Origin of the sequence: Skermanella stibiiresistens SB22 (assembly GCF_000576635.1) — a bacterium.
GTDB lineage: Bacteria > Pseudomonadota > Alphaproteobacteria > Azospirillales > Azospirillaceae > Skermanella > Skermanella stibiiresistens.
Genome location: NZ_AVFL01000003.1, coordinates 75,517 through 88,888 on the forward strand (window position 1 = coordinate 75,517; position 13,372 = coordinate 88,888).

The window sequence follows — 13,372 nt, forward strand, 5'->3', positions numbered from 1 at the left end:
GTCATTGCCGCCCGGCAATGTAGTGGGAGGCGATCTCCCGCATCCGGTCGCCGCCGAACTCGCCGCGGTGACCGCCATGGACGAGGCGGACCGGCAGGTCGATCAGGCGGCGCATGGTCTCCACATAATCCCCTATGCTGGAGCCAGGCAAGTCATCGATCAGGATGCCGTCGTAGATGACGTCGCCGGCGAACAGCGTTCCCGTGCCCTGTTCCCATAAGGCGATGCCGCCCGGCGAGTGTCCGGGCAGGTGGAGCACCTGGAACTGGCGGTCGCCGATGTCGACCTCGTCACCCTCCCCCACCAGCCGCGTCGGCTCGACCCCTTCGGACCGGCAGCCGGCGATGTCGAAGCCGGGCCACGGCACCGCGTCCACCAGCAGTCCGCCGGTGTCGAACCCGGCCTCGGCCAGCCCGCGCAGGGTGTCGGGGTCGAACTGGTCGAAGGTCAGGCTGCCGACATCGGCGGTGGTCCGGAGCGTCTCGGCCTCCGCCGGGTGGACCAGGATCTCGGCGTCGCGGAACTCCGGGTGGCCGCCCCGGTGATCGACATGGGCGTGGGTGGTGAACAGCACCAGTGGCTTGTCGATCAGCGGCGCGATGGCGTCGCGCAATCGGCCGACGCCCATGCCGCTGTCGATCAGGAGATCGCGCGCCGAGCCCTTGACCAGATGGCAATTGGCCCGGACCAGCCGGTGGCAATGGGGTTCGGTGATCCGGTGGACGCCGGGTTCGACCTCCTCGATCGTGAACCAGGGATCGGCCACCGGCGGCGTTCCGGTCATCGCGGTTTCCTTCAGGGGGGATGAATTCAAACGGGCGTCAGCCCGCGATGGCGTCGATCCACTTGTTGAGGGCGTCGTCGTAATGGTCGGCGTACCACAACTCGTCGCGGATCACCTGCTTGGCGAGGTTTTCCGGATAGCCGGGGTCGATCCGGCGCTGTTCGGCGGTCAGGAGCGCGGACGCCGCCGGATTGGACGGCGAATTGCCCAGCTTGTCCAGCAGCACGATCTGGCGTTCCGGGATCAGGGTCGAGGCGATGAATTGCTGGACCTTGGCGCCGGCCGGGTTGCCCTTGGGAACGACCCAGGCGCCCGGACAGTAGTTGGCCCCTTCCCAGATCCACTTGACCCGGCCGCCGGTGTCGCGCTCCAGCACGCTGGAGCGGGTGCTGTAGATGCAGCCCATCACGATCTCGCCGTCCAGGAACATCTGCTGGGTCTCCGACCCGCTGTCCCAGAAGATCAGGTGGTCCTTGATGGTCCGCATCTTGGCGATGGCCCGGTCCATGTCGAGCGGATAGAGGTCCTCGGGCGCAACACCGTCGGCCAGGAGGGCGCCCTCGGCGGCTCCCATCATGTATTTCCACAGCGTGCGCTTGCCGGGATACTTCTCGACGTCATAGAAGTCGGCCCAGCCGGTCGGAGCCTTGCCACCCATCTTGCTCGCGTCATAGGCGATGACGAAGCTGAAGCCGTAATTGGCGATGCCGTGCTCCCAGGCCCAACCCTCGCGGATCATCGACTTGTCGACGACGGAATAGTCTATCGGCTCCAGGTAGCCCTTGCGTCCGAGATCGATGGCGATGAAGCCGTCGGCGTCGCAGACGTCCCAGATGACGTTTCGTTCGTCGACCTGGGCCCGGATCTTGCCCGGCAGCGGAGCGCCACCGACGATGCTGACCGGAGTGCCGCTGTCCCTGGTGAAGGGCGCGCCCCAGGCTTCCGCCATGAAGGTGGCGGCGTCGCCGCCGAAGTTGGAGACGACGATCTCCTTGGCCTGGGCCAGCGCGTCACCGGCGCCGAGGCCGACGCCCGCCAGCGGCACGGACAGGCCCAGCGCTCCCGCGAGCTTGAGGAAATCGCGGCGCTCGATGCGCCCCGCCTTGAGGTCGTCCAGTCCGATCTGAAGCCTGTCCAGCTTGAAGGCGTTGAGTGACATGGGGCCGGTCTCCTTGTGGTGAGGGGGTTGGGCGTCGGGAGTTCAGCGGTGGTCCTTGGAATCACCGCGGGTGACGTGCGGCACGATGGCGACGGCACCGGCGGCGTCGATCGCGTAGCCGCGCACGCCCGCGAAGGAGATTTCATGCCGGTCGAGCAAGGCGACGGCGGCGTCCTCCTGACCGGCGGGGACGTAGAGGAAGAAGTGGCGCTCGCCCGTCTCCGTCAGGTTGTCCGCCGTCAGCGAGCAGGTCCGCCATTCCGCCACCGGGGCGTCGTCCAGGGTCTCCACGACCTCGCCGATCTCGCGGACCTCGCCCTTTGTGTTGACGATGACGATGTCCGGGAAGTGCTCGGCGCCCTCGAACGGGATCGAGCGGGTCGGACGGTCGACATTGGTCAGCGTGACGTAGTCGGCCGGCCAGTCGGTCTGGTCGTGGAAGGGAAAGCGGGTCCGCGCCACATGGCGGACGACCGCGTCGTGCTGGGGGGTCGGCATGGCTGGCGCAATCCTATTGATGGTCAACCTATTGATGATCGTAGCGGTCGCCGCGGGTCAGGAAGGGTGTCACCCACACGGCCTCGCCATCGACCTCCCACTCGCGCAGGCCGGCGAAGGAGATGGCGTTGCCGTCCAGTTGGCGGAGCGCGTCGGCCGCGGAGCCCTTCGGGACGTAGACGAAGAGGTTCTTGACGCCCGTCTCGTTCAGGGTGTCGGCGATGGCGGAACAGGCGGCCCACCGTGCCACGGCGGCGGCGTCGATCGCGGTCTCGACCTCGCCCAGGCGGCAGGGCTGGCCCCGCTCGTCCAGGATGACGATGTCGGGGGAGATCGGACCGTCCGGGGTGTCGATGACGTGGGAACCGAAATTGGCGATGGTGGTGTAGCCGGCGGGCCAGTCGGTCTGGCCCGGAAACGGAAAGCGGTTGGCGGCGACGAAGCGGACGACGCGGTCGTGGTTCGTGGATGGCGAGGGCATCGGCCCCTCCTTCGAAGTCATGGATGAGCCGGCGGGATCAGACGGGATCGCGGATCAGGGGAGCGGTCGAGCAGTGCGGTCCGCCGCCGCCCGAACACACCAGATCGTACTGGACCGTGATCACCTCGACACCGCGGGACGCGAGGCGGTCGAGCGTGTGACCAGACGCTCCTTCCGTGATGATCACGCGCCGGGGAGCCACCGCGAGGCCGTTGATGATCCAGGGGTTGTCCTCGTGGTGGACCTCGATCGTCTCGATGCCGAGCGCCTTGAGCTTCTGGAGGAAGCTGAAGGGAAGCTGCGCCGGATTGACCAGCGCCAGATCGGGCGCGATCATCAGGAAGACGCCGTCGATGTGCAGCCGGTAGCCGGTCAGGTCGATCCGGATCAGCTCGACGCCTTGGGAGCGCAGCACCTCCTGGATCTGGAGCGCGCCCTCCTCGTTGCCGCGCGACGAGACGCCGAACACGGCGGTCTTGTCGTTGAGCCAGGCGAAGCCGCCGCCCTCGGCCACGGCGGTGCCGGACAGCGTCCGCAGGATGGGACAGCCCAGGGCGGCCAGCGTCCGTGTCGCCGGCACCTCCTCGCCCCGCCGGATGCGCGGCCCGAGCCGCGTCACGATGGCGCCGCCGCCGACGCCGATCACGGCGTCGCGGGTGTAGCAGGACTTCATGCGGCCGGGCGCCGGGCCGTCGAGCATGACGACCTCTACTCCCTCGGCCTTCAGCACCGCGACATAGGCGTCGTGCTGGGCCCGCATCCCAGCGAGGTCGGGGCCTTGGGCGCCGCGCCAGTACCAGCCTTCCTGGATGTCGCCGAAGGCGCCCATCTCCAGGCGCTTGGAGGTGTCGACGATCTCGACCTCCGGGCCGGGCCGGTGCATCAGCACGACGCGCAGGCGCCCGACATCGTTGGTGCAGCCCCACGGCCTGCCCCACCAGCGCGTCAGCTGGTCCGGGGCCTCGAAGGCGGGTTCGGCCTCCGACGGGAACACCTTGATCAGCTGGTTGTAGCGCCAATCGTTCTCGGTCATCACGCTCATGGCACGGGATTCCCCTGTTCGGTCGCTCCGGCGATCCGCACGGAGCCGGATGTGTTGGATGTCAAATGCCGACGATCGGGTCGCCGCCGTTGGGGCAGACGAGCTGCCCGGTCATGAAGCCGCCGCGCGGACCGGTGATGAACAGGATCCAGCCGGCGATCTCGTCCGGCTCGGCCCAGCGCTTGACCAGGTTGAGCTGAGCCTCCTCGTCCAGCGCGTCCTGGCCGTAGCGCAGCGTCATGCCGCTTCGGACGACGCCCGGCGCCAGCGCGTTGACGAGGATGCCGTGTGGCGCGAACTCGCGCGCCCAGGACTTCGCGAAGCCGATGACGGCGGCCTTGGCGGCGGCGTAGTGGCTGGAGCGCTCGAACCCGACCTGACCGCGGTTGGAGGCGATGTTGACGATGCGGCCGTAGCCCTTGGCCTTCATCCCGGGCAGCACGGCGCGGGTCGCCGCCAGCGTGCCCCAGACATGGATCTCGAACAGGCGTTCGTAGGCGGCGCGGTCGATATCCTCGATGACGGCGTTGAAGCCCGGCACGCCCGCGTTGTTGACCAGGATATCCACCCCGCCGGTCTCCTCGACGCTGCGGCGCAGGCTGTCCTCGTCGGCGACGCTGTAGGCGGCCCCGACCGCCTCGCCGCCCACACGCTTTATGGCGGCGACTGTCTTGGCGACACGCTCCGGATCGATGTCCTGGACAATGACGCGGGCCCCGGCGGCGGCGAACAGGCGGGCGGTAGCCTCGCCGATCCCGCTTCCGGCGCCCGTCACCATCGCGACCCGGTCGGCGAATTCACTCATCCCGTTTCTTCCTCTTCGATGCTGGTTTGGACGCCTTGGGTCTGGGCTTGGGTTTGGCGATCACCCCGGCGAAGACGAGGTCGAGGTGCCGTTCCACCGCCTCCTTGAGGTCGTCGATCGTCATCTCGTCGTCGGAGACGAGGCGGCTGAAGTGATAGGTGCCGATGGCGGTCACCAGATCGGCCAGGACCTCGAGGTCGACATCCTTCTTGATGGTGCCGCGCTGCTGGAAGCCGGTCAGCATCAGGACGTAGTGGCGCTTGATCAGCCATTGGAAGCGCAGCGACACCCGGTGGGCGGTGCCGCGCGGCTCCCGATACGGGGCGGACAGGATCGCCCGCCAGCATTCGCGGCTGAGGGTGCGCAGCGCCTGATCCGCCAGCAGCTTCTCGAAGGCGCGGATCGCGTCCATCGGATCGGCGGGCGGATCGCGCACCAGCGCCCGCCGCTCCGGCAGGGACGCCCGGACGTGGCGCACCGCCAGCGTCGTCAGGATGTTCGCCTTGGTCGTGAAGTAATTGTAGACGGTGGCGGGCGCCACCTGGGCCGATTCCGCGATCTCCTCGATCCGCGTCGTCTCGTAGCCTTGGGAGGCGAACAGCTCGGACGCGACGTTCAGGACCTGCTCGACACGGGCTTGCCGGTGCCGCGCCCTTAGACCAGCCATCGGAAAAACCACCCTTGCTTCATCGTCGACACGAGGGATGATACGCCGCTCGAACTTGGAGTCGACTCTTTTTTTAGACTTGACTTCAAATTGCCCGCACCCGAGCATTGGCGCTGAAAACACCCCTCGCGGATCATGACGGGGGGAGCCCGCCGGACGCTCGCGATCCGGTCGGCGCCAAGGAATTGGCACAGGGAACGGGTTCGTCCGTCGGGAACCACGCGCGGGGCGTCGATCAGGGTGGCGTCCGCTGGGAGATGAGGGAATTCACATGACGAGATCCACATTCAACGACGACTTGGTCGAGATCGCCGCCGACGAATTGCGGGCCGGCCGCCTCGCCCGCCGCGACTTCCTGAAGGTGCTGGGCGCCGCCGGCCTCCTGCCGGCGGTGGGCGCCGGCTTGGGAACGCTGCCGTTCGGGTCCAGTCCGGCGGCGGCCAAGGCGGCGGAGCTGGTGCTGTGCAACTTCGGCGGCGACGCCGTGGCCGGCATGGGCGAGGCCTGGGGCAAGCCGTTCACCGCCGACACCGGCATCCCGGTGCGTGTCGATGGCGGCAGTCCGCTGGCCGGCAAGATCAAGGCGATGGTCGAGTCAGGCTCGGTCAGCTGGGACGTCTGCGACGGCGACGGCTTCCTGTGCAACCAGCTGGGCAAGCAGGGCCTGCTGGAGGAGGTCGACTATGGCGTGGTCGACAAGTCGCTGGTGCGGGACGGTTGGGCGTGGCCGCACGGCATCGCCAACTACACCTACAGCTTCGTGCTGGCCTATCGGAAGGACATGTTCCCGGACAAGCCGCCCACATATGCCGACTTCTTCGACACCGCGAAGTATCCCGGCAAGCGGACCATGTGGAAATACCAGATGGGCGCCATGGAGGCCTGCCTGCTGGGCGACGGCGTCAAGCGGGACGCCCTGTACCCGGCCGACCTGGACCGGGCCATCGCCAAGGCGCGCTCGCTGGGCGACGACGTGATCTATTGGGAATCAGGCGCCAGCAGCCAACAGATGTTCCTGGATGGCGAGGTCGTGATGGGCAACATCTGGAACACGCGGGCCAGCATCCTGGAGCGCGACACCAAGGGTGCCGTGACCTGGACCTGGAACGATGGCGTCTTCTGCCCGTCGTCCTTCGTGATCCCCAAGGGCAACCCGGCCGGATCGGAGGCGGCGCAGAAGTTCATGGCGTCGATGCTCGATCCCGCCCGGCAGATCAAGCTGCTCCAGCTGCTCGGCAACGGCCCGTCCAATCCGGCGGCCTCCGCCATGCTGCCGCCCGAACTGCGCCGGATCGATCCCGGTTACGCCGACAACGTCGCGGTCCAGGCGATCCGCAGCGAGGAGTGGTACGAGATGAACTACGACGCGGCCGTGGAACGCTGGATCGACGGCATCTCCGGCTGACGGGGGACGCTGAAGTGGCGAAGAGGCCCTTGTCCGGGGAGCCCTATGTCGGGTTCCTGCTGCCGGCGACGCTGCTGGTCTGCGGGCTGTTCCTGATCCCGATCGGGCAACTGGTGGCGCTGTCGTTCGGCGGGCTGGAGGCGCCGACGCTCCGCTGGTACGAGCAGGTCGCGGCGACCGACAGCATCCACCGCATCCTGCTGACGACCTTCCGGATCGTCGGGCTGACCACGGTGATCGCCGTGGTGCTGGGCTACGCCGTCGCATACGCCATGGCCCACATGGGCGAGCGGCAGCGGCTGGCCCTGCTGCTCTGCGTGCTGGTGCCGTTCTGGCTGTCGGTGCTGGTGCGGGCTCTGGCGTGGCTGATCCTGTTGCGCAACAACGGGATCGTCAACGAGGCGCTGCTGGGATCGGGGCTGATCGCGGCCCCCCTGCCGCTGGTCCGCAACGAGCTTGGGGTCGTGATCGGCATGGTGCACTACTTGGTGCCCTATGCCGTCTTCCCGATCTTCGCCACCATGCGGGGGCTGGACGGCCGCCTGATGATGGCGGCGCGCAGCGTCGGCGCGTCGCCGTTCCGGACATTCACCGACGTCTACCTGCCGCTGACGCTACCAGCCTTGTTCGGGGCCGGATTGCTGGTCTTCGTGTTCGGCCTGGGCTTCTTCGTGACGCCCGCCATCCTGGGAGGTGGCCGGGTCGTCATGCTGAGCGAGTATGTCAGCATCTCCGTGCTCCAGACGCTGCGCTGGGGCTTGGCCGCCGCCTTGTCGGTCGTGCTGCTGGTGGCGACGCTGGCGCTGATCGCGATCGTCAGCCGCGTCACCGGCGTGCGCCGGATGTTGGGAGCCTCGTGATGGATCTCCGGGGATGGGCGAGGCCCATGATCTTCGCGGTGGCCTGGGTGATCGCGCTGTTCCTGCTGCTGCCGGGGCTGGTGACCATCCCGGTCGCCTTCAACGACAGCCGCTTCATCGCGCTGCCCCAGGGGGCGTGGTCGCCGCGCCACTTCGAGACGCTGTTCACCTCGGCGCCGTGGCTGTCCAGCATCGCCGACAGCCTGGGCGTGGCACTGGCCTCCACCGTGCTGGCGGTCTGCCTCGGCACCGCCTGCGCCGTCGGGTTGTGGCGGGTGAGGCCGTGGCTGGCCGGGCTGGTCGGCGCCATCATGCTGGCGCCGATGATCTTCCCGCCGATCGTGAGCGCGCTGGCGCTGTACCGCGCCTGGGTCGCCATCGGGCTCTACGACACCTGGGCCGGCGTCGTGCTGGCCCACACCATCCTCGCGATCCCCTATGTGATCATCGCGGTCACGACGTCGCTGTCCATGCTGGACGGACGGCTGGAGCAGGCCGCCCGCAGCCTGGGCGCCACGCCGCTGCGCACCATGGTCGACGTCATCCTGCCCAACATCCGCACCGGCGTCGCGACCGCCGCCGTCTTCGCCTTCGTCGTGTCATGGGACGAGATCGTCGTCACCATGTTCGTGTCGAGCCGGGCCGTCTACACGCTGCCGCGCCGCATGTGGGACGGCATCCGCGAGAGCGTCGACCCGACGGTGGCGGCGGTCGCCGTGGTATTGATGGCGCTGACCGCGCTGGGCGTCCTCGCCGCGATCGTCGTCACGCTCCGCCGTCCCGCCCGAAACACCTGAGCCCGCAAAGCCCGCCCGAAAGACTTGAAGGACGCCATGCTTCCGCCCCTGATCCAGAACCCGCCGCCCTGGCCCAACGGCGCCCGCTGCGCCGTGTGCTTCTCGTTCGACATGGACGTGGAAAGCCTGCTGCACCTGAACCACCGCGAGGCGGCGCCGTCGCGGCTGGCGACCTCGTCGGCGCTCCGCTACGGGCCGTTCGTGGCGATCCCCCGGATCATCGACATCTTCCGGCATTACGGTCTGAAGCAGACGGTGTTCGTGCCGGGCTGGTGCATCGAGGCCTATCCGCGCGCGGTCGAGGCGTTGGTCGAGGCGGGGCACGAGATCGGCCATCACGGCTGGCTGCACGAGCGGCCCAACACCCTGTCGCCCGGTGACGAGGCGCGCGTACTGGACCGCGCGTTGGAGGCCTTCGACAGGATCGTGGGCTCCCGGCCGACGGGGTACCGGGCACCGGCCTACGCGCTGTCGGAACACACGCCCGACCTGCTGGTCGAACGGGGCTTCACCTATGACGCCTCGCTGGTCGGCGACGATGTGCCGTACCTGCTGAAGTCGTCCAAGGGAACGCTGGTCGAACTGCCCTCCGACTTCGCGCTGGACGACTGGGTGCAGTACGTCAACATGAAGGAATTCGGCTACATGATGCCGATCCAGGCGCCGGAGCGCGCCATGGAGGTGTTCCGCGCCGAGTTCGATGCGGCATGGACCCATGGCGGAATGTGGGTCTCCGTCTGGCACCCGTTCGTCTCGGGCCGGCTGGCGCGGGCCGACGCGATGGCCCGGCTGATCCAGTACATGATGGACAAGGGCGATGTCTGGTTCGCGCCGATGACCGAGATCGCGGCGCATGTCCAAGGCTTGGTGGACCGGGGGGAGTGGACACCCCGGACCGACGAGGTGCCGTTCTGGGCGGCGCCGGTCGATCATCTCGTGACGCCGAGCCGAGGCTGACATGACGGTGACGTCGAGCGTTCCAGGCGCGGTGCCCCCGCCCTCCACCGAGGTCGGACCCCGGATCGAGCCGAGGATCGCGCTGTCGATCCGCGACCTGACGAAGCGGTATGGCTCGGTCGCCGCGATCGATCGGCTGTCGCTGGACATCGCCTCGGGCGAGTTCCTGAGCCTGCTGGGGCCGTCGGGCTCGGGCAAGTCGACCATCCTGATGGCGATCGCCGGCTTCGTCGATCCCGACGGTGGCGACATCCTGCTGGACGGGCAACCGGTCGGCGGGTTGCCGCCGGAGAAGCGCGGCTTCGGCGTGGTGTTCCAGGGCTACGCGCTGTTTCCCCACATGACGGTGCGGGGAAACATCGCCTATCCGCTGAAGCTGCGGGGCATCCGGGGCGCCGAGCTGGATCGGCGGGTCGAGCGCGCGATCGATCTGGTGCATCTCCAGGCCTTCGCCGCGCGGATGCCGCGGCAGTTGTCGGGCGGCCAGCAGCAGCGGGTGGCGCTGGCCCGCGCCCTCGTCTTCGATCCGGCGGTGGTCCTGCTGGACGAGCCGCTGTCCGCCCTGGACAAGAAGCTGCGGGCGGAGCTTCAGTTCGAACTGAAGAGCCTGCACCAGCGGCTGGGCACGACCTTCGTCAATGTCACGCACGACCAGGAGGAGGCGATGACGATGTCCGACCGCATCGTCATCCTGCGCGACGGCCGGGTCCAGCAGACCGGCACGCCCGACGCGCTGTACAACACGCCGGCCACCCGCTTCGTCGCCGATTTCCTCGGCCGGGCGAACTTCCTGGATGGAGTGGCCGGATCGGTTTCCGGCGGTTGCCTGACGATCGACATCGACGGCGCCAGCGTGCGCCACCGCCTGCGGGACGGCGAGCCGCGGATGGGCCGGACGGCGTTGCTGGCGCTCCGCCCGGAAAGGTTGTCGGTGCTGGCGCCGGACGCGGCGGTCGGCGACCGCAACCGGGTGGAAGGCCGCGTGGTGACATCGGCCTTCGTCGGCAGCCAGCACATCCACGTGGTCGAGACGCCGCTCGGCGTGCTGGAGGCGCACACGCCCGCCTTCGGGGCGGGGGTGTTGAGGAAGCCCGGCGAGGCGGTGGCGCTGGCTTGGCCCTGGGATGGTGGCGTTCTGGTCGAGGATCGATGAGCGGGATTTGAGCGGGCGGGCCTGGGGGCCGTAGGTCGGGTAGAGCGGAGCGGCACCCGACATCGACGCGCCTGCTTGTCGGATGCCGCTTCGCCTTATCCGACCTACGGTTGCACCCCACTTATGGGGATTCGGCTTCCTCGGGGATGGCGGCGAAGGCGAAGTGTTCCAGGCCGATCGCTTCCGCCGCCTGGAGGTCGCTGAGGGTCGAGCGGGCGATCACGGCGCCGCCATCGCGGCCGAGCAGGTCGCGGAAGCCGTTCAGGAAGGGGGCGGCCGAGGCGAGCGGTCCCGCCAGCAGCACGCGGGCCGGTCGCAGCATCATGACCAGGGCGGCGATGGCGCCGCCGAGCGCCTCGCCAGCGTCGCGGAACGCCGCGACGGCGCGCGGGTCGCCGGAATTGGCCTGCCGAATGGCGTGGGGCACGCCAAGGCCGAGACCGGTCTCGCCGACGGGACCGTGCTGTTTGACATGGCCGAGCCGGCGGAGGATGGCCCCGGCGGAGGCGATCTCCTCCAAGCGGACCCAGCGCCGGCCGGTATCCTCGAATGACGAGACCGGCGCGTCGTTGAGGTCGCCGCCGATCACCTCGGTGGGCGAGTTCCCGCCGGCGGGGACCATGCTGGCCTCGAGGGCGAAACCGGCGTGGACCAGCACGGTCGGTGCCGGTGGTGTCTCGCGCAGGTTTCGGATCTCGGCGATGTGCAGGGCCTCGGCCAAACCGCGCGAGGCCACCGCGGCACCCAGCCTCCCGCTCAGGCCCACGGCGAAATCGTTCAATTTCCCGGCGGTCCAGGGGCCGGGGAACTCGACGTCCGGCGAGGCGATCAGGCTGATGCCGGAGATCCTCTGGAACCCCAGTTCGGGTCGGGCGCCCAGCCTGGCGATCCGCTCACCGATCCAGTCGAGGCTGGTGTCCGATAAGGTGCCAAGATCGCTCTCGAAGATCCGGCTTCCCCCCAGATCGACCACCGACAGGCGCTGCTCGTAGCGTGACAGCACCATGCACAGGACGTGCAAGCCAGTCGGGTTGAGGAAAAGGCCGACATTGGGCCTGCCCCGCCCCATTGGACGTGTCGAGGCGTCCCGCTCCATCACCAGCCCGCGCGTGATCAGGTCGCGCGTCAGCCGGGACAGGCTGGCGTCGGTGCTGTTCAGGCGGCGCGACAGCTCGCGCCGGGAGATGCCGGGGGAGTTGTGGATTTCCGACAGCACGCGCGACGTGTTGATCCGTTTGAGACGCGACGGGGTGACGATCATGGTTGGGCCGTTCGCTCCGGAATGAAGGTTTTTTGTGCAAATTCGTTCGAATGATAAGAAATTTGGCAGGCCCTGCCGCATTCCCGTGCATGCCGGTCATGCCGCCCGATCGAACCCACCCCAAGGTGGCCGGTCAAATCGGCGCGTTTCCAACGAAAACAATGATCCCAGATAATTTTGCAGTCAGCAAATAAATTGGCATGTCGCTTGCTGCCTTGTGATGGGATAGCGCGGCTGGGGCCGTGGCAGGGTTTGGAGGATCACATGGACCGTAGAGATTTCCTGAAGAATTCCGCGGCGTTGGGTGCCGCCCTGGCGGCTCCCGCCATCATCACGAGCCGAGCCAAGGCGGCGGACAGCCTGAAGCTGGGCTGCCTGTTCTCGTCGTCGGGCACGATGGCGAACATCGAGGGCCGCATGAACGCGGTTGTCCAGATGGCGGCGGCCGAATTGAACGCCAAGGGCGGCGTTCTGGGCAAGCAGGTCGAGGTTCTGGTGACCGATCCGTCGTCGGATTGGCCGCTCTACGCGCAGCTTGGCCGGCAGTTGCTGTTGCAGGACAAGTGCTCCGCCCTGTTCGGCTGCTGGACCTCGGTTTCCCGCAAGTCGGTGCTGCCGGTGGTCGAGCAGAACAACGGCCTGCTCTATTACCCGCTGCACTTCGAGGGCGAGGAGAACTCCAAGAACGTCGTCTACCTCAACTCGCCGCCGGCCAGTTCGGTGCTGCCGGCGCTGGACTACCTGATGGGTCCCGAGGGCGGCGACGCCAAGCGCTTCTACATGCTGGGATCGGACTATGTCTGGCCGCGCACCATCAACAAGATCTGCAAGGGTTATTGGCAGTCGAAGGGCTTCTCGGAGAGCGCCTGGCGCGAGCAATACGTGCCGCTGGGCTTCTCGAACTTCCAGACCATCGTCAACGACATCCGCAAGTTCGCCAGCGAGCCGGGCGGCCAGCCGATCATCGTGCTGACCACGGTCGGATCGTCGATCCCCGACTTCTTCAAGGAGATCATCAACCAGGGCATCGGCGCCACCGACATCCCGGTGCTGGGCCTGGACGTGCTGGAAGCCGATCTGGAAGGGCTGGACACGGCGCCGATGGTCGGGCACCTCAACTGCTGGGCCTATCTCCAGAATGCGGTCGCCCCGGCCAATGACGCCTTCAAGGCGAACTGGAAGGGCTTCGTCGAGAAGAGCAACCTCGCCTATTCGCCGACCACCGTGATCGACCCGATGGTGTCGGCCTATGACGGCGTCCACATGTGGGCCAAGGCGGTAGAGAAGGCCGGGATGGCCGACCCGGATGCGGTGCGCGCGGCCTCGGCCGGCATCAGCTTCGACTGCCCGTCGGGCTACACGATCAAGATGACGGGCGAGAACAACTACGTCTCGCGCGGCGTGTTCATCGGCTCGGTCAACGACAAGCAGGCCTTCGACATCCTCTGGCAGTCCAAGGACACCCCCACTCCGGTGCCCTTCAGCCCTTATGCGTGAACCGGG

Annotated in this window: 14 protein-coding genes; 6 read left to right on the top strand and 8 right to left on the bottom strand. The window is 67.9% G+C overall.

Going from position 1 to position 13,372, the window contains the following annotated elements; all coding sequences use genetic code 11:
• Position 1: 1 nt before the first annotated feature.
• From N825_RS05495 to N825_RS05525, 7 genes are all read right to left on the bottom strand, one after another.
• Positions 2-784: an MBL fold metallo-hydrolase gene (locus tag N825_RS05495; RefSeq protein ID WP_037448096.1), complete on the bottom strand. Its 783-nt coding sequence runs from the start codon at positions 782-784 to the stop codon at positions 2-4.
• Between the two features lie 37 nt (positions 785-821).
• The gene (locus N825_RS05500) at positions 822-1,943 is read right to left on the bottom strand and encodes an ABC transporter substrate-binding protein (protein WP_051511589.1); all 1,122 of its coding nucleotides are present in this window, start codon (positions 1,941-1,943) and stop codon (positions 822-824) included.
• A 42-nt stretch (positions 1,944-1,985) separates the two neighbouring features.
• A complete protein-coding gene (locus tag N825_RS05505) occupies positions 1,986-2,441 on the bottom strand; it encodes a hypothetical protein (RefSeq protein ID WP_037448098.1) in 456 nt (151 codons plus the stop codon).
• Between the two features lie 28 nt (positions 2,442-2,469).
• Entirely contained in the window at positions 2,470-2,922 is a 453-nt protein-coding gene (locus N825_RS05510) for a hypothetical protein (protein ID WP_037448100.1), read from the bottom strand.
• A gap of 37 nt (positions 2,923-2,959) precedes the next feature.
• A complete protein-coding gene (locus tag N825_RS05515) occupies positions 2,960-3,964 on the bottom strand; it encodes a dimethylarginine dimethylaminohydrolase family protein (RefSeq protein WP_037448103.1) in 1,005 nt (334 codons plus the stop codon).
• A gap of 61 nt (positions 3,965-4,025) precedes the next feature.
• Positions 4,026-4,769: an SDR family NAD(P)-dependent oxidoreductase gene (locus N825_RS05520; protein WP_037448106.1), complete on the bottom strand. Its 744-nt coding sequence runs from the start codon at positions 4,767-4,769 to the stop codon at positions 4,026-4,028.
• On the bottom strand, positions 4,762-5,436 hold the full coding sequence (locus N825_RS05525; RefSeq protein ID WP_037448107.1) for a TetR/AcrR family transcriptional regulator: 675 nt from the start codon (positions 5,434-5,436) through the stop codon (positions 4,762-4,764). Before N825_RS05525 ends, N825_RS05520 begins: the two co-directional genes overlap by 8 nt.
• A gap of 271 nt (positions 5,437-5,707) precedes the next feature.
• Between N825_RS05525 and N825_RS05530 the strand changes: the two genes are divergently transcribed.
• Genes N825_RS05530 through N825_RS05550 form a run of 5 tightly spaced genes read left to right on the top strand, consistent with a single transcriptional unit; the run spans position 5,708 to position 10,608 of the window.
• The gene (locus tag N825_RS05530; RefSeq protein WP_037448109.1) at positions 5,708-6,841 is read left to right on the top strand and encodes an ABC transporter substrate-binding protein; all 1,134 of its coding nucleotides are present in this window, start codon (positions 5,708-5,710) and stop codon (positions 6,839-6,841) included.
• Positions 6,842-6,855: 14 nt separating this feature from the next.
• The gene (locus N825_RS05535; protein ID WP_063833633.1) at positions 6,856-7,701 is read left to right on the top strand and encodes an ABC transporter permease; all 846 of its coding nucleotides are present in this window, start codon (positions 6,856-6,858) and stop codon (positions 7,699-7,701) included.
• Between the two features lie 26 nt (positions 7,702-7,727).
• Entirely contained in the window at positions 7,728-8,498 is a 771-nt protein-coding gene (locus N825_RS05540) for an ABC transporter permease (RefSeq protein ID WP_245613018.1), read from the top strand.
• A 36-nt stretch (positions 8,499-8,534) separates the two neighbouring features.
• Positions 8,535-9,455 carry a polysaccharide deacetylase family protein gene (locus N825_RS05545; protein WP_198038192.1) on the top strand — a complete coding sequence of 307 codons (921 nt, stop codon included), beginning with the start codon at positions 8,535-8,537 and terminating at the stop codon, positions 9,453-9,455.
• A gap of 1 nt (position 9,456) precedes the next feature.
• Positions 9,457-10,608: an ABC transporter ATP-binding protein gene (locus N825_RS05550; RefSeq protein ID WP_084164386.1), complete on the top strand. Its 1,152-nt coding sequence runs from the start codon at positions 9,457-9,459 to the stop codon at positions 10,606-10,608.
• 121 nt (positions 10,609-10,729) lie between these two features.
• Here N825_RS05550 and N825_RS05555 read toward each other — a convergent pair whose 3' ends face one another.
• A complete protein-coding gene (locus N825_RS05555) occupies positions 10,730-11,869 on the bottom strand; it encodes an ROK family transcriptional regulator (RefSeq protein WP_037448114.1) in 1,140 nt (379 codons plus the stop codon).
• A 264-nt stretch (positions 11,870-12,133) separates the two neighbouring features.
• Here N825_RS05555 and N825_RS05560 point away from each other — a divergent pair, with 264 nt between their 5' ends.
• Entirely contained in the window at positions 12,134-13,366 is a 1,233-nt protein-coding gene (locus tag N825_RS05560) for an urea ABC transporter substrate-binding protein (RefSeq protein ID WP_037448647.1), read from the top strand.
• Positions 13,367-13,372 lie beyond the last annotated feature (6 nt).

Excerpts from the sequence above, each read along its gene's own strand:
- N825_RS05495 (WP_037448096.1), bottom strand. The coding sequence starts at position 784 with ATGACCGGAACGCCGCCGGTGGCCGATCCCTGGTTCACGATCGAGGAG.
- N825_RS05500 (WP_051511589.1), bottom strand. The coding sequence starts at position 1,943 with ATGTCACTCAACGCCTTCAAGCTGGACAGGCTTCAGATCGGACTGGAC.
- N825_RS05505 (WP_037448098.1), bottom strand. The coding sequence starts at position 2,441 with ATGCCGACCCCCCAGCACGACGCGGTCGTCCGCCATGTGGCGCGGACC.
- N825_RS05510 (WP_037448100.1), bottom strand. The coding sequence starts at position 2,922 with ATGCCCTCGCCATCCACGAACCACGACCGCGTCGTCCGCTTCGTCGCC.
- N825_RS05515 (WP_037448103.1), bottom strand. The coding sequence starts at position 3,964 with ATGAGCGTGATGACCGAGAACGATTGGCGCTACAACCAGCTGATCAAG.
- N825_RS05520 (WP_037448106.1), bottom strand. The coding sequence starts at position 4,769 with ATGAGTGAATTCGCCGACCGGGTCGCGATGGTGACGGGCGCCGGAAGC.
- N825_RS05525 (WP_037448107.1), bottom strand. The coding sequence starts at position 5,436 with ATGGCTGGTCTAAGGGCGCGGCACCGGCAAGCCCGTGTCGAGCAGGTC.
- N825_RS05530 (WP_037448109.1), top strand. The coding sequence starts at position 5,708 with ATGACGAGATCCACATTCAACGACGACTTGGTCGAGATCGCCGCCGAC.
- N825_RS05540 (WP_245613018.1), top strand. The coding sequence starts at position 7,728 with ATGATCTTCGCGGTGGCCTGGGTGATCGCGCTGTTCCTGCTGCTGCCG.
- N825_RS05545 (WP_198038192.1), top strand. The coding sequence starts at position 8,535 with ATGCTTCCGCCCCTGATCCAGAACCCGCCGCCCTGGCCCAACGGCGCC.
- N825_RS05550 (WP_084164386.1), top strand. The coding sequence starts at position 9,457 with ATGACGGTGACGTCGAGCGTTCCAGGCGCGGTGCCCCCGCCCTCCACC.
- N825_RS05555 (WP_037448114.1), bottom strand. The coding sequence starts at position 11,869 with ATGATCGTCACCCCGTCGCGTCTCAAACGGATCAACACGTCGCGCGTG.
- N825_RS05560 (WP_037448647.1), top strand. The coding sequence starts at position 12,134 with ATGGACCGTAGAGATTTCCTGAAGAATTCCGCGGCGTTGGGTGCCGCC.